Raw genomic sequence first — 21654 nt, forward strand, 5'->3', positions numbered from 1 at the left:
GAGGTTATTTGTTCCGCAACTAACTGCCCATCCTGTCGAGAATTGATTGTTCCAGTGCGGCGCCGTCGCCCTCCACCAGCACCAGCTTGATCCGGCTGGTCGCTCCCTGCGTGATCGACACGCGGCTCGTCGGCACGCCCACAGCCTTGGCGACCAGCTTGACCAGGGCCTGATTGGCTTCTCCACCGGCGGGAATTGCCCGCACCTTGGCCGTCAGCACGGATCTGCCGTCCGACATGATTTCCACGGCCCCGATCACATCCTTGCCGCCCCGAGGCGTCAAGCGCATCGCGACGAGCAGCCCATCCGACGTGATTCGCCAGGGTGTGCCGAAACCGGTATCGCTCAAAGCACGTTGGGATAGATGTAATAGGCGATGATCCGCTCGATGAAGATCGCGATCAGGATCGCCACGAAGGGCGCGAAATCGATGCTGCCGAAATCGGGCAGGCGGCGCCGGATCGGTGCGAAGACCGGCTCGGTCAAGCGATAGAGGGCATCGCCGATCGCCGCCACCGTCGGATTGCGGCGGCTGACGACGTTGAACGCCACCAGATATGAAAATACCACGGAAGCCAGCACGATATAGATATAGAGCTGCAGCAGGATGAGGATGATGTCGAGGATTGCGCGCATCGGGTCTCCAAGCCTTCCGGGCCATTCACACCTGCCCCTGATCTAGCGACCGGAAGGGTGCACCGCAAGTGCGGGGGATTGGGAAGAAGCGGACTTGACGTCCGCCCGTCCACCGCACCATTGCCTCTCCTTGCGATCTCTGCGACACATTCGCCATGAGCACGCACGATCACGATCACGACCATGACGACCATCACCATGGCGCGCCGCCCTCCCCCATGGCCGAGCGGGTGAAGAAGCTCGAAGCCGTGCTGGTCGAGAAGGGCTATGTCGACCCGGCTGCACTCGACGTCTTCATCGACACCTATGAGAACAAGGTCGGTCCGCGCAACGGCGCCCATGTCGTCGCCCATGCCTGGCGCGACGAGGAATTCCGGACCTGGCTCCTGGAAGACGCCACGGCGGCCATCGCCTCGCTCGGCTATTCCGGCCGCCAGGGCGAGCATATGAAGGTGGTGGAGAACAAGCCGGGGCTCCATAACCTCATCGTCTGCACTCTGTGCTCCTGCTATCCCTGGTCCGTGCTCGGCCTGCCGCCGGTCTGGTACAAATCTGCGCCCTATCGCTCGCGCGCCGTGATCGATCCGCGCGGGGTGCTGGCCGAATTCGGCGTCACCCTGCCTGATGACACCGAAATCCGGGTCTGGGACTCGACCGCGGAACTGCGCTACCTCGTACTGCCTCAGCGGCCCGACGGCACCAAGGGGTGGAGTGAGATGGCATTGGCCCAGCTCGTCACCCGCGATTCCATGATCGGTACCGGCCTTGCCATCCAGCCTGGAGGGCTGTGAGTTCCAACTCGCAACGACGAAACTTCAACCGGTGCCCGCATGACCCGCTTTATCGCCAATGCCCGCATGTACTCGGTCACGCCGGAGGTCGAGGATCATTGGAAGACCCTGCTCGGCCATGTGATGGCGAGCGCCGGTGTGGCCTTCGACTATGAGCCCTACCCCGCCCCGCAGCCCCTGGAAGTGCTGTGGGAGCGTGACGATCTCGGCTGCGTCTTCATGTGCGGCTATCCGATCGCCTTCCAGCTCTCCGAGGTGATCCCGATTGCGGCGCCCATCCCGGCCGCCGAATGGGCCGGCGGCAAGCCGCTCTATCGCTCCGACCTGATCGTGAAGGCGGACAGCCCCTTCCGGCGCATCGAGGATACGTTCGGCCATCGCATCGGCTGGACGGTCGAGCACTCCCATTCCGGCTTCAACGCGCTACGCCATCACCTGCTGCGCTATCGCTCGCCCGATCATCCGGTGCTCTATCGCGAGGTCGTCGGCAATCTCGTCACCGCGCGCGGTATCCTCGACAAGGTATTGGCGGGGGAGATCGATGTCGGCCCGCTCGACGGCTATTGGCACGAGCTCATTCGCGCCTATCGCCCGGACCTGACCGAGGATATCCGCGTGATCGGCTCCACCGGGCTGGCACCGATCCCTTCCTTCGTGGCGGCTCCCGGCCTGCCGGCGGAGACCATCGTGCGGCTCAAGGCCGCCTTTGCGGCCGCCCATCACCAGCCCTGGTTCCCACCGCTCGGCGAGGCGCTTCGGCTCAACGGCTTCGCGCCGGTGGAACAAGCGGATTTCGAGAAGACGCTGGCCTGGGACCGCGAGGCGCGGGAACAGGGCTACGCTACCATCGCCTGACCGCCACAGGGTCTGATAAAGGAAAAGGGCGGAGAGACCCCTCACCCGCCCTTCGGGAGCCTTCCCTGTATGGGGAAGGCTCGACAGATCTTGATTGTGCCTCAGTAGAGCGGTTCCGGCTCCAGGCTCGAACGCCGCTTGGCCTTGGGAGCAGGCGCCGGCTCGGGCATGCCGCCCATATCCGCCTGCACGGCTTCGGGCTGGATACGGATCGTGGGAACGGTACGCGACTGGGCCACCATGGGCCGCCTCGGCTTGGCCGCAGGTGCAGCGGCCTCAGCACCGGACGGCCCTTGCTGGAAGTTGAACTGCGGCTGCGAGCGGCCACGAACCGGCGGCAACGCGACATGAGAACCGTCAGCCTGGCTTGCACCGATATGCGCTTTGCCGATGGAACCGCGCGGCCGCACCGGCGGCAAGGCCTCCGGCATCATGCCGGCATCCGGATCATTCTGGGCGACCTGCACCTGGGGTTCGGCGCGGCGCTTGACCGGGCCGAGGCGAGGACGGGTCGGTGGCAGGATGTCGATGACGGGATCGGCCTGCGGGCTGGCATCATCCTGATAGGCCACAGTCGGCAGAGGCCGGGCAGCAGGCCGCGAATATTTGCGCGGCTGCGGCGAGGGCATCGGCTCAGCAGCGGCCACCGTCGTCGGCAGCGGCGGCATCTCAGCCTGCGCCACCATCACCGGCGGAGCATAGGGCGCATCGCCACCGCGGCGGCGCTTCTCGTAGAAGGCATTGCCACCGGCAACAGCGACGTAATGCATGTTGTTGTAGGGGTAGGTGTAACCGGCCGTGTGGAAGAAATGCACATTCTTCGACATGCCCGGATAGCGCTTGCCGCTGATCACCTGATCCGCCACGCGGAAGGCACGCTCGCGGCCCGAGTCGTTCATCCGCTTCGTCAGCACGCCCGGGGCGAACTGCACGCGCTGGCCGACCGTGCCGCAGATCGAGCGCGGATATTTGCCGGACTCGACGCGGTTCATCACCACCGTGCCGACGGCAAGCATGCCGTCATCGCTGGATCGGTTGGACTCGAAATACATGGCACGGGCCAGACACTCACGCTCATTCGTGGTGCTGGCCACGCGCGAGGTCGAAAAGAGGGCGCAGCCGCCAAGAGCCGAGGTTACCGCCGCTATCGCGAGGAAACGCAGGGCAGATGTGAGGGTTCGTGTCTTCATGCGCTCGTTGTGTCGTGAGAAAGTTAACGACCGGTAATCATTTTTGTGGCGGAATTGCAACGAGCCTGCAAAACTTCTCCATAAGGGTGTCTTTTTAACGGGATGGTTACCCGAATCTTGCCAGCCGTGCCCGATTTGCAACACTTTTGGGCGAGCAGAAGGCGTCTGATACCAAGTCTCGAAAACGCTGACCTGTCGAAGTATGTGCTCTTGAAAGTGCTTCGACTGATGGGTGGGAAGGGCAGGCGAGGACGCCTGCGATCCCGGGAAAAGTCAGCATCTTCGCGACTTGGTGTGAGGACGAGACGCCTCTAGTCTCTCTCTGCGGCGGAACGACCTCCGATCTCCTGGCGCAGCCATTTGAGCAGGGTCGATATGGTGCGATGGCGCCAGCGCGTTTCGGGGGCGATCAGCCAATAGCCACCGAGCGAGACGTCGGTCTGCAGAAGTTCGACCAGCCGCCCCGCCGCGATGTCCCCGTCTGCCTGCAGGCTGGTCGACAGCGCCACGCCCTGGCCCGCCAAGGCCGCATCATGGGTGGATGAGGCCGACCACAGCCACGGCCCCTTGAGCGTGGCGGCCCGGTAGCCGGCGAGACGCAAGAAGCGGTGCCATTGGCTGGCATTGTCTTCATGAATGAGCTTCTGGCCGGCAAGGTCGGCCAGGCTGGCTATCGGCGCCTGCGTCGCCAGCCAGGCCGGGCTGGCGACGGGAAAGATGCGCACGCGCTGGAGAAGTGCAGCCATCACGGGCGATGCTGGAGCCTCCTCGGCGAAGATGATGGCGGCATCGGCTTCATGCCGCTCGAAATCGGGCTGGTCGGAGGTCGCACGCACCATGATGATCGTGTCCCGCAGCACCGACTGCAGGGCATCGAGCCGCGGCGTGAGCCAGCGTGCTGCCAAGCCCGGGGCGCACCACAGCCGCAGCTGGCCGCGCAGGCGCTGGGCCGGCCGCAGTTCCACGGTGACTTCGGCGAGCTGGCCGAAAGCCGCGGTCGTCACCTCGAACAGGCGGGCGCCGGCCTTGGTCAGCCTGACGCCGCGCGCCCCGGAAGTGACGAGGTGAAGATCGAACCAGGCCTCCAGGTGGCGCACATGCCGGGACACCACGGTGTGGCTGACGCCGAGCGCCTCGCCGGCCTTGCGCATGGAGGAAAAGCGCCCGACCGCCTCGAAGGCCCGGAGCATCGACAAAGGCGGCAGCCGGCCGCCGAAGGGCGCCTCGGCGCCATCGCCGRCATTCATCTCCTCGCCGCCGCCCGGTGCGTCTTCGCTCGAAGACTGATTGCCTGGACCCACCACCACGCCGCGCCCTTTCCATGCCCGATCCCGACCCGCAGCCCGGCCTGCTGCAATGCGCCGGGTGACTGGTGTCTCAAGGCTTCAGTGGTTACAAATCCGCACCGCCGCGGCAGGCATAAAGCACCTGCCGCCTTGCGGCAAGACGTGGCAGGATTCCAACCAAGCGCCTGATCAGCCGCAATCCAAGAGCGTCGTCACGGAAGGGCTCCGAACCGATCGGACAACAGCCCGTCGATGGTCCCGCACGGAGATTGACGAGCCGGTCGCACAGCGCCATAGCATGCGCCCACAGCGCATTGATCAAGCAATCGGAGTTCGATCCATGAATGCACCCGCCACCAAGGCGCATGGCGCCAACCGCACCCAGACGGAAGACCTTCTGGAAAGGCGCGCCAGCGTCTTCACGCGCGGCATGAGCGCGGGCCAGCCGGTCTTCGCCGCCAAGGCCAAAAACTCCGAGATCTGGGACGTGGAAGGCCGCCGCTTCATCGATTTCGGCGGCGGCATCGCCGTGCTCAACACCGGCCATCGTCACCCCACCGTGATGAAGCGGGTGCAGGAGCAGCTCGAGCGCTACACCCATACCTGCTTGATGGTGACGCCCTACGAGCCGGCCGTGCAGGTGGCCGAGAAGCTCATCGAGATCGCGCCGATCTCTGGCCCCAAGAAGGTGATGCTGGTCACCACCGGCGCCGAGGCCGTCGAAAACGCCATCAAGATCGCCAGAGCCCATACCGGCCGCTCCGACGTCGTGGTGTTCAACGGCGCCTTCCACGGTCGCACCCTGCTGGCGATGGCGATGACCGGCAAGGTCGTGCCCTACAAGACCAAGTTCGGCCCCTTCCCGGGCGGTGTGTGGCGCGTGCCCTATCCGATCGAGCACAAGGGCATTTCGGTCGACGACACCTTCGAGGCGCTGAAGTGGCTGTTCAAGACGGATGTCGATCCCAAGAACGTCGCCGCCATGGTGATCGAGCCGGTGCAGGGTGAAGGCGGCTTCTACATCGCCTCGCCGGAATTCCTCAAGCGCCTGCGCGCGCTGTGCGACGAGCACGGCATCCTCCTGGTCGCCGACGAGATCCAGACAGGCTTCGGCCGTACCGGCAAGTGGTTCGCCATGGAGCACGCCGGCGTCGAGCCCGACATGATCACCACCGCCAAGAGCCTGGCCGGCGGCTTCCCGCTCGCCGGCATCGTCGGCAAGGCCGCGATCATGGATGCGCCGGAGCCCGGCGGCCTGGGTGGCACCTATGCCGGCAATCCGGTGGCCTGCGCCGCCGCGCTCGGCGTGTTCGAGGCCTTCGAGGCCGAGGACCTGCTCGACAAGTCGATGAAGCAGGGTGAACTCATCCTCAAGCGCCTCAAGGCCATCAAGCGCAAGAAGACCGGGCGCCCGATCGGCGACATCCGTGGCCTCGGCGGCATGACGGCATTCGAGCTCGTCACCAGCCATGGCGGCAACGAACCCGATCCCGCCGCGGCCAAGGCCCTGGCGGCCGAGTGCCTCGAGCGCGGCCTGATGATCCTCACCTGCGGCGTCTATGGTGAGACGGTGCGCCTGCTCGCCCCGCTCACCATCCAGCCGAAGGTGCTCAAGGAAGGTCTCGACATCCTCGAAGCCGCTCTGCTCGGGCAGAAGTAAAATCGGCGCGATGGGGCGTTTGCGGCTCCTCGCCGTCCCCATCCTGCTGGCGCTCATCGGCGCCGGCGGGCCTGCTCTTGCCGAGGTCCGCTTCGGCAAGAACGTTTACATCGGCGGTCATGATTTCTCCCACCGCCGCTACAAGTCCGTGCATATCGAAACGACGACGCGGCGCCCGCCCTGGTATGGCTGTCGCTGGTATCGGCCGGGATCGCGCTATCAGGGCCGGCTGATCCGCACCCGCACGCAGATCTGCAATCTCAGGCAGATCCCGTATTCGCAAAGGCAGCGCAGGTTCTCGCCTGCTCAGCACCTCTCACGATAGATATTCTCCCTGCCGTTTCTTGGCGGCGGCTCAGCCATCAGAATATCCATGCACTCATCGGCTTCTCCAGCGGGAGAAAACTGCAACTTTTGTTGCAATCGAACGAAAGTTCCAAGGTATTTCCAATCTTTCGAAGGAGTATCCGACTTCATGACAAATGAATCTCTGGAAATTCTGAACGTGTCACCAAAGTCCATAATGGCAATATTCTTTGAATCCACGCGGTATAGATTCACTCTTAAATTCGGCCCCCAATCCGCGATAAGCTTTTGATCCAGCGTATTTCCGTTGCGACTGACAACCGATAGAGATCTATCCCCTCCATACTGGATAACCGTTAAAGTAATACCAATATCCAAAATTGTTATACTAGCTTCCTGATATCGCAAAGAAAATACATCGCGCGCATAAGATCCAAACAAAATACCCAATGCCAGCAAAAACATGCTGCACCCAGAACGGTATCTGCGACCTGTATTTCCTCTTTTCCTCATGACAAGCAATTGAACGGCTTGCCATGAAGACGTGTCGGCTTCCACGACACAATTCCATGCAAAACTCATGGATTATCGACAAAGGGTCGTCACCCGCCCGGAACCGACGCAGGCCTCATGCCGGTCCGAAGACCGGCACACCGAAAAACCTACACGGTCTCCCAAACCCCGCTCTTTTCCGAGCGGAAGAGCGCGTCGATGATCTTCATGTTCTGCACGGCGTCGGCCGGGCCGTAGGGCAGCGTGATCTCGCCACGGATGGCGGCGGAGAAGGCATCGACCTCCTCGGCATATTGATCGACCGGCGCGATGGTTTCAGCCACCGCCGAGGCGTCGCCGAGCTTGGAGCCGTCATCGGTATAGACGGTCACGGCCTCGGCCTGGGGTGCGTTGAAGGGGATGGTGATCTCGAAACGCTTCTTGGTACCGACGATGTCGACCCGCTGCAGCGGGGTGAGCTGGGTCGACACCGTGAACTCGGCGCGGCGCCCCTCGCCGAAATCGAGAATGGCCGAGGCGAGGCGGTCGACGCCCGTCGCCGGATCGCGATCGATGAGGGCGATTACCCGCCGCGGTTCCGCATCGAAGATGAAGCGGCCGGCGACGATCGGATAGCAGCCGATATCCAGGATGCCGCCACCGCCGATGTCGAGCTGGTTGCGCACATTGGCCGGATCGACATTGTAGTAGGAGAAGAAGGCCTGGATGGCCCTGACCTCACCCAATTCGCCCGAGCGCGCGGCCTCCCTGGCCCGCAGCCATTGTGGATGGAAGCGCACCATGAAGGCTTCCATCACCAGCCGGTCGCGCGGCAGCACCAAGAGCTGCGCCGCGTCCTGGGCCGTCAGCCCGATCGGCTTCTCGCACAGCACATGCTTGCCCGCCGCCACGGCCTGCAAGGTGAGCGGCACGTGGAGATGGTTGGGCAGGGGATTGTAGATGGCATCGATATCCGGATCGGCCAGCAAGGCTTCATAGGAACCATAGGCCTTGGGAATGCCGAGTTCCTTGGCAACGGCCTCGGCGCGGGCAAGGTCGCGCGAGGCGATGGCGACAGCTTCCGCGCCCTTCGCCCGCTGAATGCCGGGAATGACCTTGCCCGTGCCGATCTTTGCCGTGGATAGGATACCCCAACGCGTTTTGGCCATGCCGGCTCGCTCCCAGGAAATTAGTCCGACTTATCGATGGGCGGCATTCTTGGCATGGCCGGAGACGAGAGGGAAGACCTGTCGTGGCTGTGGATGACCAAACGCATTTGCGCTGCCGCATCAGGCCCCGGCTATGGACTCGACCTTCCTATTGGCGGCAGATAGACAGATCCCATCATTCGCCAACAGAAACAGTTTCAGCCCATGAGCAACAACAGAACACGCCGCCCGGGCGATCCTTGGAAGAATGCCGAGGCGGTCTTCAAGCCCGCGGCGCCCAAGGCTCCGGCGGCTACCGCGCTGCGGCCGGCGCTGCCCAATGCCAAGGAATTGGTTTCGCTGCGGATTGACCGCGACGTGCTGGAGCACTTCCAGGGCGATGGGCCCGGATGGCAAGACCGCATCAATGCGATCCTGCGGGAGGCTTCCGGCGTCGATCACTAGAGCAAAACGCTTTAGCCCGGTCTTCGGCCGGACAAGCTGAATGCGGAAAACGAGGGCTGAAAACTCGATCTCAGCCCGTCACCAGAAACTCGGGATCGGCCGGAATCTGCATGGCCGTGACCAGATGATTGGTCTTGCCGGCCAGGCCGATGATGGCGAGCAGCTCGCCATATTGTGCGTCGTTCATCCCCTTGGCCCGCGCGGCAGCCGTATGGGAATGCACGCAATATTGGCAGGCATTGGCCGAGGAGACCGCGATATAGATCAATTCGCGCACCAGGGGATCGAGGGCACCCTCGCCCACCATCACCGCCTTGACCTCCTCCCACGTGCGTTTCAGCAGCACCGGATCATTGGCGAGACCACGCCAGAAATTATTGACGAAATCGGATTTGCGCGTCGCCCTGATATCGTCGAACACCGCCTTCGCGGCCGGATTGGTCGCGACCTCGTCGTCGCTGAGAAGTTTTACGGTGGCCATTATGTGCTCCTGTGTAAGGTGGACGTCGATCGGGGGGCGCACATCTCTACCCTCCCCTCGATGGGGAGGATCGATGTGGAGCATCGGGGTGGAGTGGCCGGCGCTTCGCGCCCTTGAAAATCATGTTGGGGCAAGTGTGTTCCCAAGAAAAGAATTGCCCCACCCCGACACTACGTGTCGCCCCTCCCCATCGAGGGGAGGGTAAAGAGAGAGCCTGTTCTCCTCCTACGCCAGCCTCTCCCCGCTCTCGCCATCGAAGAGATGCAGGGCCCTGTCGTCAAATCCGATGCCAACCTTTTCCCCGATATCGCGCTGAAAATCCTTGTCGACCTTCACCGTCACGCTGGCGCCACCACAGCGGCAGGTAACCAGCGAATGATCGCCGATCAGCTCGATGGCGAAGACTTCGCCGGCGAACTTGCCGAGATCCGGCTCGGTCACCCGGCAATCCTCGGGCCGTATGCCGGCAACCGCGCGCGGCGCCGAGGTGGTGTTGGTGGTGCTGAAAGCGCCGGCCTCGGAGGAAAAACGCCCCTCCTTCAGCCCCCCCTCCAGGAAGTTCATCGGCGGCGAGCCGATGAAGCCGGCGACGAAGAGATTGGCGGGGCGGTTGTAGATGGTCGCCGGCGTATCCAATTGCTGCAGCACGCCCTTGTCGAGCAGGGCCACGCGATGGGCAAGCGTCATCGCCTCCACCTGGTCATGGGTGACGTAGATCGTGGTGATGCCGAGCTCATGCTGCATGTGCTTGAGCTCGGCGCGCATGTGGCCGCGCAGCTTGGCATCGAGATTGGACAGGGGCTCGTCCATCAGGAAGGCGGCGGGGCGGCGGATGATGGCTCTTGCGAGCGCCACACGTTGGCGCTGGCCGCCGGAAAGCTGGCGGGGCAGGCGATCGAGTAGATGATCGAGCTGCACCTGACGGGCCACGTCCTTCACCGCCGCCTCGATCTCGGCCTTGGGGCGTTTGCGCACCATCAACGGATAGGCGATGTTGGCGAACACCGTCTTGTGCGGATAGAGCGCATAGGACTGGAACACCATGGCGATGTCGCGATATTTCGGCAGGACATGGGTGACGTCGCGCTCGCCGATCCGTACCGAGCCCGATGTCACCGTCTCCAGCCCGGCGATCATGCGCAGGGCCGTGGTCTTGCCGGAGCCGGAGGCGCCCAGCAGCACCAGGAACTCGCCGTCCTTGACCTCGAGATCGAGCCCCTTGACGACATCGACCGCGCCGAAGGATTTGTGGACGTTGTTGAGCGTGACTTGCATCTTCAACCCTTGACGGCGCCGACCATCAGGCCTCGCGCGATATGCTTTTGCAGGAATGCGGCAATGGCGATGACGGGCACGATCATGATGACGATCAGCACCGACATGTACCACCATTGCGGGCCGCGGGTGGTGTTCTGCGCCGAGACCAGCACGGGCATGGTCTGCGCATTGGCATTGGAGAGGAACAGGGCCAAGAGATATTCGTTCCAGGCCAGGATCAGCACCAGCATGAAGGTGGCGGCCAGGCCCGAACGCACCAGCGGCAGGGCGATGGTGAAGAACACGCGCAGCTTGGAGGCGCCGTCGATCTCGGCGCTCTCCTCGAGGTCGAGCGGAATGCCGGCGAAGAAATCGCGGGTCAACCACACCACGATCGGCAGGTTGATGGCAGTATAAGTCGAGATCAATGCGATCTGGGTATCGAGCAGCTTCAGGTTCTGGAACATCACATAGATCGGCAGCACGGCCACGATCGGCGGCATGATGCGGTTGGAGATCATCCAGAACTCGATGTCGTTGTTGCCGAGCGCCGCCTTGAAGCGCCGGCCGATGGTGCCGAGGATCATGAAGAACAGCACCAGGGCCGCCACCACCGCTGCCGGCCAGGGCACGGCAAACAGGGTCACGGCGACGACGACGCCGGCGGCTAATACGATGAAGGCAAGGATTGCCGCAAGCTTGACCTGGAACCGGATGCGCACCAGGGCATAGGCGGCGAGCGAGCCGATGATCAGGGCCAGGATCGTGCTCACCAACGCCACGATGATCGAGTTCACATAGGGCCAGAGCGTGTTGTTCTGGAACAGCATGAAGTTCCAGGCATCCAGCGTCGGCTGGAAGTCGACGAAGGGCAGGTAATAGGGGCCGGCATCGACCTGGATCTGCACCTTCAGCGAGGTGACCAGCACCCAATAGAGCGGGAAGAGCACCACGAAGGTCCAGCCCAGCAGCGCGGCATAGGTCAAGGCCTTCGGGATCGGTGCCAGTTCCTCGAGGCTGCGGCGCTCGAACAAGCGGCGCAGCAGAGGGCGGTCGTCTGTGTCGGCACTCATCCCTGATACCTCCGGCTGGGGCGCACCACGAAGTTGAAGAAGGAGACGCAGGTGATCGTCGACACGAACAGCAAGAGGTAGCCGACCGCCGCCGAGCCGCCGAAATCCTGGGTGCGCCAGGCGATGAAGGAGTGCAGGGTCAGCGACTCGGTCGCCAGGCCCGGGCCACCGGCCGTGAGCACGTTCGGCATGTCGATGATCTTGAAGGCCTCGATCAGGCGGATCAGCACCACCGTGGCCGCCACCGGCGCGATCGCCGGCCAGGTGATGTCCCTGAAGATCTGCCAGGGGCCGGCCCCGTCGAGATGAGCGGCCTCGAGCTGGTCGCGCGGCTGATTCTCGATCGCCGCCAGCAGCACGATGAACATGAAGGGCGTCCATTGCCAGGTATCGCCGACCAGTACCATCAGCCGCGCCGACCAGGCTTCCGTCGCCCAGGACCATTGGCTGACGCCGAAGAGCTGGCTGAGCGGAGCGAACGGTCCCTTCTGCATGTCGGCCAGCATGCGGAAGATGTAGGCGACGCCCACCGGCGTCACCATCACCGGAATGAAGAAGATCACCCGGAACCAGCTGCGGGCGCGGATCGGCTGGGCGCAGAGCAAAGCGAGGCCGAGCCCGATCAGGAACTGCACGGAAACGCCCACCACGACATAGAGCAGCGTGTTGAGGAGCGTGCCGGGAATGCCGCCCGCCACCGTGGTCGCAAGCACGACGTAGAAGATTCCGGCGATCAGGCTGGAAGCGATCAGCCGCCCGAGGAAACCGAAGAGTGCGAATCCATTGGTCGCAAAGCGAAATAGCCAGAGCCCGAGCAAGGCGAGAAGGGCTGCGAACAACAGCCATTCCAGCCAGCCGAAGGCCTTGAGCGTGCCGAGGAAATGATATTGCTGGGCGCCGAGAAACAGGCGCAGATAATTGTAGAATCCGATGAAGGTGAGCGTGAAACTGCCGCCGGCGAGCTTGAAGCGCGAAAGCGACAGATAGGCCGAGGCGATCAGTGGGAAGATGGCGAAGGCCAGGAGGATGAGCACGGCAGGCAGCACCATGATGCGGCCGGAATGGCGATCGACCCATTGGGAAAGTCGCTCCCACCGGTCCGTTTCATCAGGGATGGAGAGGTTGACGGCCATGGCTATCCTGGCTTGGGTTCTAAGCGCTCAGATAATGTCGGGACGGCCGACTTCCTCGCTCCTCGGAAGGCTGGCGTGGGTACCGATCCCTAGCTCTCAAGATAAGGCGCAACAATCCTTCCCCGACTTCGGGGAAGGTGTCGATGCACAGCATCGACGGAAGGGGGGGAGCGTGGCTCGAACTGAACCAGTAAAGCAGCAAGGTCACGCCATCCTACCCCAGCCGAGCCGGCTATGCCGGCCCACCCTCCCCGAAGTCGGGGAGGGATTGTCGCGTCCCACATGGCTTGGTTAAAGCCTGCCACCAGAGGTTACCCCCTATTTCGCGCCCAGCGTGTTCTTGTAGAACTTCAGCTGGTCTTCCGTACCGATCTGCTCGTTGAGATCCTTCCAGCCGTCGGCAACCGCCTTGATCGTGGCCTCCTCGTCGATCTCGCCGGCCAGGAAGCGCGCGATCGCCTCGTCCAGCACGACCTGCTGATATTTCTGGTTCTGCGGGATACGCAGGTCCAGGATCATGTTCGGGCTGTTGAGGCTGTCCTTGATGGCGCCGAGATAGAAAGAAGCTGCCTTCTCGCTCATGCCACCCTTCTTCCAGGAATCATTGTAGCTGAGCTGCGACAGGCGATAGGGATTGAAGCCGGTCTTGCCGATGGTGACGTCGACATTCGACTGGGCAGGCGCGGTCATATAGGAGAAGAAGGCGTAGGCCGCGTCCTTGACCTTATCCTGCGCCTTGGCATTGATGCCGCCGCTCCAGCCCCCGAAGGCAGCATAGGGCGCATGGTTCACGCCGTCGATGGCATTCGGGCAGGTTTCCTTGGAGCAAGCTTCCAGCTTGCCGCTCTCCCAGTTCAGCACCTGCTTGGAGCCGGGCATGAGGGTGGCGCCGGTCTTGTCGATCACCTTCGAGGTCGCGGGATCGATGGCGAGCACGCCGACGTCGCCCCAGTCGAGATTGAGGGCGCATTTGCCGGAGGTGAAGAGCGGGCGGGTATCCGACACGTCCATGTTCAGTTCGTCCGGCGGACCATACTTGCCGGATTCCTTGAGGAAGGCCAGCGCCTTGCGGAAGGCCTCGTTATCGACGAGAGGCGCCATGTCCTTGGTGTTGAAGAAGGTGCCCTGCGACGTCCCCCTCGACTGCGTCATCGACCCGACCACGTCGGTGACGAACCAGTAACTCTGGGCGTTGCGCTTCTTGGCGATGCAGGAGCCGTAGACCTTCTGGCCGTCGACCTCCATGCCGTTCAGCTTCTTGGCCGCTTCCAGATATTCGTCCCAGGTCGTCGGCGGCTTGAGGCCGGCCTTCTCGAAGATGTCGGTGCGATAATACAGCATATGAAAATCGCCATCGAGCGGGACCAGATAGGTCTTGCCGCCATAGCTCGACGAAAAGTCGCGGAAGAAAGGGGCGATGTCGTCCCAGGCGATCGCCTTGTCCTTGGCGACCCGGCCACCGATGTCCTCCAGATAACCGCCGGAGACATAGTCCACCATCCATTGAGGCGCGAACACCGCCGCATCGACGGAATTGGTGCCGCTGGCCCAGTCTGTCAGCACCTTCTGATAGAGATCGGAGAAAGGCACCGCGATCACGTTGATCTTGGCGCCGGTAAGTTTCTCGAATTCCGGGGCGCGCCGCTGCAGCGGCTCCTGGATGGCGCCCGTCTGCGTCATGATGTTGACGGTAACGCCATCGAATTCGCCCGCCTTGGCCGGCAGCGCCACCCCAGCGAGCGCGACTGCCAATAACGCAGCACCAATAACTCCGTTTCTCGAAGCCATTCGTCCCTCCCAAATGTCGTTTTTGTTTTTATGCCGATATCAGGCGCTGCATTCACGCCAACACATCCCTGCAGCAGGACATCGCGGTTCGATTATGGCACCGCCGCTGAGAAAACGTCAAATGTCTGATCAATGACGGGAAGATCGCTTTTATTCTAGAATCAGCTATAGGATCCGCGATGAGTTCTTGAACGCTATACCGTCGACGAAAGCATTGTTTACCTGCTTTTCAAGTTCCCCTTTTCGCCTCCTTGCCGCAAGGAACAGTACAGTCTATCGTTCAATATTCTCCCGCCAATTCCTCTACTGTATTCTCCCGATTTAGTCGCCAACAACCACAAAAGCCCAAAGACCAGCAACGACATGTCTCTCCGGTTCGCGATGAATGACTGGCCATGTGAGGAAGCGGCATCGTGTTTACGCCCGTGATGAAAGGCCATAAGGGGCTGGCTCGCGTCGGGGGATCGCAGTGGAGCGTGCGCGAGGCCGATCCTCATTTCATCTTCAAGCTCGGCCCCTGGCCGGCCAGATATATCGCCATCGAGATCATCTCGAGCGGCCCCGAGTTCGAACCGCATCTGTATATCGATACCGGTTATGGTTTTCGGCCCGAGCAGGTGCTGCCGCTACCGCCGGAGCGCCATGGCGTCTATGCCTTCAGGACCGGGGGGATCAGGGGCTTCCGTCGTGTGCGCTTCGACCCCTGCGAGGAATATCCCGGAGCGGATGCGGAGCCAGGCAGCTTCACCCTGAACATTCGTACCGCCCGCTCGCTGGCCTCCCTCCGCCGCCAGCTCGGCACTGCCGCCGACCGCCTGCATCTCATCGAACTCGACGAGTTGGCCAACGCGCCACCGCCGCCGCGCCAGCTCGCGCCGGAGGAGCACTTCCAGGCCGTCCTGCACCTGGCGGAAGCGGGCCTCGCCGACATGGAGCAGCCTGACGAAGGGCTGCCGGCACCGCTGCTTTCCTTCGTGGTTCCACTGCACGATACGCCGCCCGCCTTTCTCGACACCCTCCTGAACTCACTGCGCAGCCAGCGCGCCCGCAACTGGGAACTGCTCCTGTGCGACGACGCGTCCAGCAGCAGGGCCACTCTTGCCTGGCTCGAACGCATGGCGGGGCAACCCCAGATCCACATCCTGCGCACGCCGCACAATCTGGGCATCGCCGGGGCGACCAATCTCGGGCTCGCGGCGGCGCGCGGGGACTGGGTCGGCCTCATCGACCATGACGACGCCCTCGCGCCGCTGGCCCTCGACTATCTCAACGATACCATCCGGCGCCATCCCGATGCGCAGTTCATCTACACTGATGAAACCATCACCGATGCCAGGCTGAAGCCGATGGGGTATTTCTTCAAGCCGGCCTATGACCCCGTGCTGCTGTCCGGGGTCAACTACATCAATCATCTCTCGCTCTATCGCCGCCAACGCCTGCAGGCGCTGGGCGGCCTGAGTTCTGGCTTTGACGGGTCGCAGGACTATGAACTCCTGTTGCGCTATCTCTCGGAGCTCCCCCGGCAAGCCATCATCCATCTGCCTTACCCCGCCTATCTGTGGCGACGGCATCGGGCCTCCTATTCCGCCACCTTCACGGCCACGGCTGTCAGCCATGCCCGCCGGGCCCTGGCCGCGCATTACGCCAGCAACGGTGTCGCCGCCCCCGTCGGCCCGGCACTGGTGTCCGATCTCCACCGTGTCGAGCTTTCACCCGATCGCCGTGTTTGGCCCTTCATAAGCATCGTCATTCCCAATCGCGACAGCCCCGCCCTCCTCGCTCGCCTGCTGGCCGATCTCTATGAGCGTACCGATTACGCCGACTTCGAGATCATCATCGTCGACAATGGCAGCACGAACGCGCAGACGCTGTCGCTCTACGAGACCATGCGCCGGCAGCATGGGAACTTCCGGACATTGATATCGGCCGAACCCTTCAATTTCTCGCGCCAGGTCAACCGCGGCATGCGGGATGCGAGGGGCCAGGCGATCCTTCTTCTCAACAACGATATCGCAATCATCACCGCCGACTGGCTCAAGGAAATGGTGAGCTGCCTCGACTATCCTGAAACCGGCATTGTCGGGGCCCGCCTGCTCTATCCCACCGGCAGGCTGCAGCATGCTGGGGTTATCGTCGGGCTGGGTGGCCTGGCCGGCCATTGGTACGCCAATGCAGCGCAGGACACGTCGGGGCCGATGAACCGCCTCAAGGTGCGCCAGACCCTGAGTGCCGTCACCGGCGCGTGCATGCTGATCTCGCGCCAATGCTACGTCCGGGTCGGCGAGTTCGACGAGACGGCTTTCGCCATCGCCTATAACGACGTCGACTACTGCCTGCGCGCAGCGGCCGCCGGCCTCCGCACCGTATGGACGCCCTTCGCCACTCTCACCCATCACGAATCCGCCTCACGGGGCAGCGACGAGACAAAGGCGAACAGGGAACGCTTTCAGCGCGAAAAGGAGGCCCTGCGCCAAAAATACCGCACGGACGTTTTCCAGGACCCGGCCTACAGCCCTTGGTATTCCAGACATTCGTCCGCCCCTCGCGACATTCTGCCGCCGAACCTGCCGCCGCCGCGCTCCTGGGCGGCAACAACGACCGTTCCCGACGAATCCGATGCTTTCCTCGTGTTCAAGGCCGACCAAGCATGACCGTCATCATCGGGTGTCATTTCCGCAAGGCGCGGCCACCGGCATGAAGCTCACGCCGCTCGTCGATGTCGTCCTGCAGGACGGCCGGACCATCTCGCAGAGCCGCCTGCCCTGGTTGCGGATCGAAGCCCCGGTACGGCAATGGGCCGGGCGTTGGATCCGCCTCGTCTTCGAGGCCAGTCTGCTGGATCCGTTGACCCGCCCGATCCTGCGCATCATCCGTCCGGGCGGCGAGGAGGAGGTGATGCTGCCTGCGCCATCCTTTGGCCGCGGGATTTGGATCGGCTTCCTGCCCCCGGACGCAACCGAGCTGCATCTGTCACCGGCCGACTGGGCCGGTCCGTTCGCCTTCCGGGTGGTGAGCCTGGGCCGCATCGGCCCCCTCCCGCGGCTGGCCAGGGGCGCGAGGCGCCATCCCAAGGCGGTCCTGAGCGCATTGTGGGCGAGCATGCGCGGCAATCGGCGCGTAGAGGTGGCCCGGCTCAGGCGCGCCCTCGGCGCGACGCCCCTCGCGATGTATGAAGCCTGGCGCATCGAGCGCAGCCGCGCCATCGAGTGGACGGGCCTCGACATGCCATCACCTGCGGCAGCCAGTGCACGCTTCCGTCTCGTCATCATCGGAGATCCATCGAAGCACGGACCGGCATGGCATGACTTCGCCGCTAACCAGCCTCTCAAGGGCATCGCCCTGTCATGGGCTTCGCCGCAAATGCCGCTCTTCCCCCTCCTGGACGAGAGCGGGAACGACGACCTGATGATTGTCCTGCATGCCGATGATCGGCTGAGCGATTTCGCCCTGGCGGCGGTCGCCCAGCGATCCGTCGAGGACCCCGCGGCCCTCTATTATGGCGACGAGGAATGCGATGGGGCGCCCCGCTTCAAGCCGGACTGGAGCCCTGTCCTGGCCCGCCATGCCGCGTTGGTCGGGCGAGCCTGGTTTGCGCGTGCGGGTTGGCTGCGCCAAGCCATGCCGTCCGGTGCGACGGCGAAAGACCTGCTGTTTCGCCCGCCCGTCGACTCCCTCGCCCGGGCCGTGCACGTCCGCCGCATTCTGCTCGCCACCTCGCATGCCAGCCCGGCGGCTCCTCTTTCCCCGCTCAGCCCTGCCGCCATCACTGCCGGCGGACAGCCGCCAATGTCGACGATCATCATTCCGACCCGGGACCGCGCCGACCTGTTGTCGGCCTGCATTCGCAGCCTGCTCGACCACAGCACCCAGGACCATTTCGAGGTCGTCATCATCGACAATGGCAGCACGGAGCCGGGCACCCTGGCCTATCTGGACAGCGTGGCGAAGGACCCTCGCTTTTCCATCCTGCGCAGCCCCGGCTCCTTCAACTTCGCGGCAATCTGCAACGAGGCCGCCGAGCGAGCCCGCGGCGATATGCTGGTCTTCCTGAACAACGACACCGAGATCCTGTCCAACGATTGGCTGTCCCGGCTGACGGGCTGGGCTCGGCAACCGGATATCGGAGCCGTCGGAGCAAAACTTCTCTACAAGGACGATACGCTGCAGCATGGCGGCGTCGTCCTCGGCATGGGCGGGCGGGCCGCCCATTTCGAACGACGCCTTCCGCGCACCGATACTGGCTTTTTCGGGCGCCTTTCCATACCGCATGAATTGTCGGCCGTCACTGCCGCCTGCCTGGCGGTTTCGCGCGAGAAGTTCCGGGGTATCGGCGGCTTCGACCAGAACAATCTCCCGATCGACCTGAACGATATCGATCTATGCCTGCGGCTCAACGAGCGCGGCTGGCGAACCTTGCTGGATCCGTGCGTGGTGTTGCACCATCACGAGTCTGCCTCGCGTAGCAACAAGATGCCGTCCGAGATGCTGTACAGAAAAGAAATAGGGTATTTTCGCTCGAAATGGCTTCACCTGCTCAGGAACGACCCCTACTTCCATCCTGCACTCTCACTGGAGTGGTATAAGGCAGCGCTTGGTTGAGTGCGGGATTTTGAGAATTCGTCCCGGGATAGATCATTTGGACATAAATTTAGGGCTACATATTGCGGCGCAGCGATTTTAAGGTCTCATCCATGCCAAATTGCGCTATGAAGAGATGGAGGCTGGGCCATCATAGTGGGGCATCTAGAAACACCGCCGAGTGGAAAAGTAAATGTTATCGAAATGGCTTGGCAAGCAGAGGCGCCGATCGGTTGCCGCATTCCAATCCGCACAGAAACCGACAAAGATATTTGACCGCTATGTAATTTCGATGCCCAGCCATCAGAACGCCGTTGATGTCATTCAAGGTTGGAGCAGTGCTTTTCCACCGGAACTGGGTATTACGGCCGGACCGCTGGCCACCTATACGGATTCCCGGATCGCCTGGATGATGAACCAGCATGGTCCGCTCGAGGGCAAGGTCGTTCTGGAGCTCGGGCCGCTGGAGGGCGGCCATACGGTCATGCTCGAACGCGCCGGCGCCATCGTCGATGCCATCGAGGCCAATCAGTCGGCTTTTCTGCGCTGCCTGATTACCAAGGAGATCTTTGGTCTGTCACGCTCTCGCATCTGGCTCGGCGATTTTGTCAAATGGCTCGAGGGCACCGAGAAGACCTACGATCTCATCGTGGCTTCCGGCGTGCTCTACCATGCCAACGATCCTCTGCATTTGATCGAACTGATCGCCAAGCGAACCGACGCCACCTATTTCTGGACCCATTTCGTGGACGACGAGCTCATGCCGCCATCCGACCCGCGACGGGCCGTCTTCGCCAGCAAGCCACAAATCCAGGATTTTCATGGCATCGCCGTGCGAACCTATCTGCGCACCTATCGCGGCGCCGCCAAGCATGCCGAGTTCTGCGGCGGTCCCATGGATCAGCACCGCTGGCTCAATCGCGACGACATGCTGGCGGCCCTCAGGGCGGTCGGCTTCACGCACATCACCTTGGAGGATGAGCAACCCGACCATCGTTACGGGCCGGCGATGTCGATCTATGCACGAAAATAGAACGGTCGCCCCCAAGATCCTCGAGCAAGCCGGCGCCCGCCGCGGCAGGCTCGATTGGACAGAAACAGCGATACGGATGAGCGCGATCTGGATATGAGAACGGATCTGAAGCAGCAAAAGGACGGCGAAGCCGAGGAGCTTCTGCCGCCCCCCGTCAAGGAGGACAAGCGCCGGCGCACCGGGCTTGCCTTACGCCAGTTCGCCAATGCCACCAAGGTATTCCGCGGGCGGAGCACCGACGTCACCGTCGTCGATGAAGCTCCCTCTCCCGAAGTCATCCCCGACCTCGGTTCGCGGCGGTCGAGACCTTATCTGTGGAGCTTCCTCCTGCTGGTGCTCATTCCGAGCATCGCTGCCTTCGTCTATTTCTTCGCCATCGCATCGAACCAGTTCCAGTCCGAAGCCCGTTTCACCGTGCGGGCCATGGAGCCGGAACTGTCGGAGAAGGGCGGCGAGTCGGAAACTGCGGCTACCCCGACGAGCGGCTCTATGATACCGGTGTCCACAGCCCAGAACGCCTATATCGTCGCCAATTACATTCGCAGCCGCGCCATCATCGACGACATCGCTCCGCAGCTGAATATCCGCGAGATCTTCCAGCGCCCGGAAGTGGACCGAATTGCCCGCTTGTCCGAGAATGCATCGATCGACGAACTCACCGACTATTGGCAGCGCAAGGTGGATGCCTATGTCGATCCGGTCTCCAACATCGTCACAGTGAATGTCACCGCCTTTCGGGCCGAGGATGCACTCAGGCTCAACCAGGCCGTACTCGCCGAAAGTGAGACGCTGATCAATCGTCTGTCGGAGCGGGCGCGGCGGGATGCGACGCAAGCCGCCGAGATCGAAACACGCCAGGTCTTCAAGCAGTTGCAGGACAGCCTCAAGGCGTTGCAGGACTTCCGCAACAAGGACGCCCTGATCGATCCGAGTCAATCCGGCACCCAGATCACCACTTTGCTGATGCCCTTGATGACGGAACGGCTGAAGCTGAAGAATGACGAGGCGGTGATGGCCGCCGAACTCCAGCCCGACGCCCCCAGTCTGCGCGTCCTGCGCAATCGCATCGCCTCCCTGGACGAGCAGATCGCCACGTTGCGTGGACAGTTGACGGGCAGCGACTCCCAGACCCTGGCAGCCTCACTTGCCAAGTACGAGGAACTCGACGTGGACCGCCTGCTCAACGAGCGCAAATATGCCCGGGCACAGGCGGCGCTGGATCGCGCCGAAATCAGGGCACGGCGGCAGGCCTCCTATCTGAGCATGTTCGTGCCGCCGAGCCTGCCCGAATTCGCCAAGTATCCCTACCGCCTCCTCTACCCGCTGATGTGCTTTCTCTCCCTGCTGGTCATCTGGGCGATTGGCGCCCTCACCTACGCTTCCGTGGAAGATCATCGGCTGTGAGCAGCGCAGATCGACATCCGTCAATCGGGGCGGTGGCCCGAACGCAACCAGCCCCGCGGCGTGACCGCTATCGCAGTT

General features: G+C 62.8%; 20 protein-coding genes. 9 read left to right on the forward strand and 11 right to left on the reverse strand.

The annotated features are described in order from the left end of the window. Nucleotides 1-19: 19 nt before the first annotated feature. The gene (locus AB4037_RS09525) at nucleotides 20-289 is read right to left on the reverse strand and encodes a DUF167 family protein (RefSeq protein ID WP_441771342.1); all 270 of its coding nucleotides are present in this window, start codon (nucleotides 287-289) and stop codon (nucleotides 20-22) included. A 56-nt stretch (nucleotides 290-345) separates the two neighbouring features. Then, complete coding sequence (locus tag AB4037_RS09530; RefSeq protein WP_434955019.1) at nucleotides 346-636, reverse strand: YggT family protein; 291 nt, start codon at nucleotides 634-636, stop codon at nucleotides 346-348. 155 nt (nucleotides 637-791) lie between these two features. On the opposite strand from AB4037_RS09530, the gene nthA reads away from it, so the two are divergent. Further along, complete coding sequence (gene nthA / locus AB4037_RS09535; protein ID WP_434955018.1) at nucleotides 792-1427, forward strand: nitrile hydratase subunit alpha; 636 nt, start codon at nucleotides 792-794, stop codon at nucleotides 1425-1427. A 39-nt stretch (nucleotides 1428-1466) separates the two neighbouring features. Beyond that, a complete protein-coding gene (locus AB4037_RS09540; protein WP_441771343.1) occupies nucleotides 1467-2282 on the forward strand; it encodes a phosphate/phosphite/phosphonate ABC transporter substrate-binding protein in 816 nt (271 codons plus the stop codon). Nucleotides 2283-2383: 101 nt separating this feature from the next. On the opposite strand, the gene AB4037_RS09545 is transcribed toward AB4037_RS09540, so the two are convergent. Both AB4037_RS09545 and AB4037_RS09550 read right to left on the reverse strand, forming a co-directional pair. Then, nucleotides 2384-3472 carry a cell wall hydrolase gene (locus AB4037_RS09545; protein ID WP_441771344.1) on the reverse strand — a complete coding sequence of 363 codons (1089 nt, stop codon included), beginning with the start codon at nucleotides 3470-3472 and terminating at the stop codon, nucleotides 2384-2386. Nucleotides 3473-3783: 311 nt separating this feature from the next. Beyond that, nucleotides 3784-4779, reverse strand: coding sequence for a LysR substrate-binding domain-containing protein (locus AB4037_RS09550; protein ID WP_441771345.1), 996 nt, complete (start codon nucleotides 4777-4779; stop codon nucleotides 3784-3786). 319 nt (nucleotides 4780-5098) lie between these two features. Between AB4037_RS09550 and gabT the strand changes: the two genes are divergently transcribed. Both gabT and AB4037_RS09560 read left to right on the forward strand, forming a co-directional pair. Continuing rightward, nucleotides 5099-6418 (forward strand): 4-aminobutyrate--2-oxoglutarate transaminase, encoded by a 1320-nt coding sequence (gabT, locus tag AB4037_RS09555; protein ID WP_441771346.1) that lies wholly within the window; start codon nucleotides 5099-5101, stop codon nucleotides 6416-6418. Nucleotides 6419-6428: 10 nt separating this feature from the next. Then, the gene (locus AB4037_RS09560; protein ID WP_441771347.1) at nucleotides 6429-6743 is read left to right on the forward strand and encodes a hypothetical protein; all 315 of its coding nucleotides are present in this window, start codon (nucleotides 6429-6431) and stop codon (nucleotides 6741-6743) included. Here the strand turns inward: AB4037_RS09560 and AB4037_RS09565 are convergent. Next, the gene (locus AB4037_RS09565) at nucleotides 6725-7282 is read right to left on the reverse strand and encodes a hypothetical protein (RefSeq protein ID WP_441771348.1); all 558 of its coding nucleotides are present in this window, start codon (nucleotides 7280-7282) and stop codon (nucleotides 6725-6727) included. The two genes, AB4037_RS09560 and AB4037_RS09565, sit on opposite strands and share 19 nt — an antisense overlap. A 104-nt stretch (nucleotides 7283-7386) precedes the next feature. Continuing rightward, nucleotides 7387-8385, reverse strand: a complete 999-nt coding sequence (locus AB4037_RS09570) for a Gfo/Idh/MocA family protein (protein WP_441771349.1) — start codon at nucleotides 8383-8385, stop codon at nucleotides 7387-7389. 204 nt (nucleotides 8386-8589) lie between these two features. On the opposite strand from AB4037_RS09570, the gene AB4037_RS09575 reads away from it, so the two are divergent. Further along, on the forward strand, nucleotides 8590-8829 hold the full coding sequence (locus AB4037_RS09575; RefSeq protein WP_441771350.1) for a BrnA antitoxin family protein: 240 nt from the start codon (nucleotides 8590-8592) through the stop codon (nucleotides 8827-8829). Nucleotides 8830-8899: 70 nt separating this feature from the next. Here the strand turns inward: AB4037_RS09575 and AB4037_RS09580 are convergent, their stop codons facing one another. The 5 genes from AB4037_RS09580 to AB4037_RS09600 all read right to left on the reverse strand — a co-directional run bounded on the left by AB4037_RS09580 (nucleotide 8900) and on the right by AB4037_RS09600 (nucleotide 14561). Beyond that, nucleotides 8900-9310, reverse strand: coding sequence for a carboxymuconolactone decarboxylase family protein (locus tag AB4037_RS09580; RefSeq protein ID WP_441771351.1), 411 nt, complete (start codon nucleotides 9308-9310; stop codon nucleotides 8900-8902). A 225-nt stretch (nucleotides 9311-9535) separates the two neighbouring features. Further along, nucleotides 9536-10585: an ABC transporter ATP-binding protein gene (locus AB4037_RS09585; RefSeq protein ID WP_441771352.1), complete on the reverse strand. Its 1050-nt coding sequence runs from the start codon at nucleotides 10583-10585 to the stop codon at nucleotides 9536-9538. Between the two features lie 2 nt (nucleotides 10586-10587). After that, nucleotides 10588-11640 (reverse strand): carbohydrate ABC transporter permease, encoded by a 1053-nt coding sequence (locus AB4037_RS09590; protein WP_441771353.1) that lies wholly within the window; start codon nucleotides 11638-11640, stop codon nucleotides 10588-10590. Beyond that, a complete protein-coding gene (locus tag AB4037_RS09595; RefSeq protein WP_434955008.1) occupies nucleotides 11637-12773 on the reverse strand; it encodes a carbohydrate ABC transporter permease in 1137 nt (378 codons plus the stop codon). Before AB4037_RS09595 ends, AB4037_RS09590 begins: the two co-directional genes overlap by 4 nt. Nucleotides 12774-13091: 318 nt before the next feature. Further along, a complete protein-coding gene (locus AB4037_RS09600) occupies nucleotides 13092-14561 on the reverse strand; it encodes an ABC transporter substrate-binding protein (protein WP_441771354.1) in 1470 nt (489 codons plus the stop codon). A gap of 413 nt (nucleotides 14562-14974) precedes the next feature. Between AB4037_RS09600 and AB4037_RS09605 the strand changes: the two genes are divergently transcribed. The 4 genes from AB4037_RS09605 (at nucleotide 14975) to AB4037_RS09620 (ending at nucleotide 21576) form a co-directional block, all read left to right on the forward strand. After that, nucleotides 14975-17212, forward strand: coding sequence for a glycosyltransferase family 2 protein (locus AB4037_RS09605; RefSeq protein WP_441771355.1), 2238 nt, complete (start codon nucleotides 14975-14977; stop codon nucleotides 17210-17212). A 43-nt stretch (nucleotides 17213-17255) separates the two neighbouring features. Continuing rightward, nucleotides 17256-19160 carry a glycosyltransferase gene (locus tag AB4037_RS09610; protein WP_441771356.1) on the forward strand — a complete coding sequence of 635 codons (1905 nt, stop codon included), beginning with the start codon at nucleotides 17256-17258 and terminating at the stop codon, nucleotides 19158-19160. A gap of 271 nt (nucleotides 19161-19431) precedes the next feature. Next, nucleotides 19432-20172 carry a class I SAM-dependent methyltransferase gene (locus AB4037_RS09615; RefSeq protein ID WP_434955004.1) on the forward strand — a complete coding sequence of 247 codons (741 nt, stop codon included), beginning with the start codon at nucleotides 19432-19434 and terminating at the stop codon, nucleotides 20170-20172. A gap of 93 nt (nucleotides 20173-20265) precedes the next feature. Continuing rightward, entirely contained in the window at nucleotides 20266-21576 is a 1311-nt protein-coding gene (locus AB4037_RS09620) for a capsule biosynthesis protein (RefSeq protein ID WP_441771357.1), read from the forward strand. Nucleotides 21577-21654 lie beyond the last annotated feature (78 nt).

It is taken from the genome of Labrys sp. KB_33_2 (assembly GCF_052114505.1).
Lineage (GTDB): Bacteria > Pseudomonadota > Alphaproteobacteria > Rhizobiales > Labraceae > Labrys.

Bases quoted from the DNA above. Each gene is read 5' to 3' on its own strand.
- AB4037_RS09610 (WP_441771356.1), top strand. From the start codon at position 17,256: ATGAAGCTCACGCCGCTCGTCGATGTCGTCCTGCAGGACGGCCGGACC.
- AB4037_RS09545 (WP_441771344.1), bottom strand. From the start codon at position 3,472: ATGAAGACACGAACCCTCACATCTGCCCTGCGTTTCCTCGCGATAGCG.
- AB4037_RS09590 (WP_441771353.1), bottom strand. From the start codon at position 11,640: ATGAGTGCCGACACAGACGACCGCCCTCTGCTGCGCCGCTTGTTCGAG.
- AB4037_RS09570 (WP_441771349.1), bottom strand. From the start codon at position 8,385: ATGGCCAAAACGCGTTGGGGTATCCTATCCACGGCAAAGATCGGCACG.
- AB4037_RS09585 (WP_441771352.1), bottom strand. From the start codon at position 10,585: ATGCAAGTCACGCTCAACAACGTCCACAAATCCTTCGGCGCGGTCGAT.
- AB4037_RS09575 (WP_441771350.1), top strand. From the start codon at position 8,590: ATGAGCAACAACAGAACACGCCGCCCGGGCGATCCTTGGAAGAATGCC.
- AB4037_RS09620 (WP_441771357.1), top strand. From the start codon at position 20,266: ATGAGAACGGATCTGAAGCAGCAAAAGGACGGCGAAGCCGAGGAGCTT.
- AB4037_RS09525 (WP_441771342.1), bottom strand. From the start codon at position 289: ATGCGCTTGACGCCTCGGGGCGGCAAGGATGTGATCGGGGCCGTGGAA.
- AB4037_RS09615 (WP_434955004.1), top strand. From the start codon at position 19,432: ATGCCCAGCCATCAGAACGCCGTTGATGTCATTCAAGGTTGGAGCAGT.
- AB4037_RS09600 (WP_441771354.1), bottom strand. From the start codon at position 14,561: ATGGCTTCGAGAAACGGAGTTATTGGTGCTGCGTTATTGGCAGTCGCG.
- nthA (WP_434955018.1), top strand. From the start codon at position 792: ATGAGCACGCACGATCACGATCACGACCATGACGACCATCACCATGGC.
- AB4037_RS09530 (WP_434955019.1), bottom strand. From the start codon at position 636: ATGCGCGCAATCCTCGACATCATCCTCATCCTGCTGCAGCTCTATATC.
- gabT (WP_441771346.1), top strand. From the start codon at position 5,099: ATGAATGCACCCGCCACCAAGGCGCATGGCGCCAACCGCACCCAGACG.
- AB4037_RS09540 (WP_441771343.1), top strand. From the start codon at position 1,467: ATGACCCGCTTTATCGCCAATGCCCGCATGTACTCGGTCACGCCGGAG.
- AB4037_RS09595 (WP_434955008.1), bottom strand. From the start codon at position 12,773: ATGGCCGTCAACCTCTCCATCCCTGATGAAACGGACCGGTGGGAGCGA.
- AB4037_RS09580 (WP_441771351.1), bottom strand. From the start codon at position 9,310: ATGGCCACCGTAAAACTTCTCAGCGACGACGAGGTCGCGACCAATCCG.
- AB4037_RS09560 (WP_441771347.1), top strand. From the start codon at position 6,429: ATGGGGCGTTTGCGGCTCCTCGCCGTCCCCATCCTGCTGGCGCTCATC.